Raw genomic sequence first — 402 nt, 5'->3', positions numbered from 1 at the left:
CCCCCCCCCCCCCCCCCCCCCCCCCCCCCCCCCCCCCCCCCCCCCCCCCCCCCCCCCCCCCCCCCCCCCCCCCCCACAATTTTCAAGACTACCCCGCCAAACGAGATTCGGTCACGGGTCTCGTGGGCTCGCCCCCCCCCCCCCCCCCCCCCTGTTCCGCAAGGGCGGCGACATCACCTTCCTGGTGGAAGAGATGAAAGCCGTGTTCGACCCCCGTGGCGGACGATACAGCGGGATCGTTGGATACGGACCTGTCTCTTATACACATCTGACGCTGCCGACGACAACGTACGGGTGTAGAGCTCGGGGGGCGCGGTATCATGAAAAAAGGGGGGGGGGGGGGGGGGGGGGGGGGGGGGGGGGGGGGGGGGGGGGGGGGGGGGGGGGGGGGGGGGGGGGGGG

General features: G+C 75.1%; 1 pseudogene. It reads left to right on the top strand.

Annotated features, from left to right (window positions below):
• Positions 1-151: 151 nt before the first annotated feature.
• Positions 152-229, top strand: a pseudogene (locus JHD67_RS22500) (NrdJb); the annotation flags it as partial.
• Between the last annotated feature and the right edge of the window lie 173 nt (positions 230-402).

This window comes from Dyella sp. ASV21, from assembly GCF_016428975.1.
Taxonomy (GTDB): Bacteria; Pseudomonadota; Gammaproteobacteria; order Xanthomonadales; family Rhodanobacteraceae; genus Dyella.
Note: the sequence above shows the minus strand (reverse complement) of the source record. Positions and strands in the feature narration are given on the sequence as shown.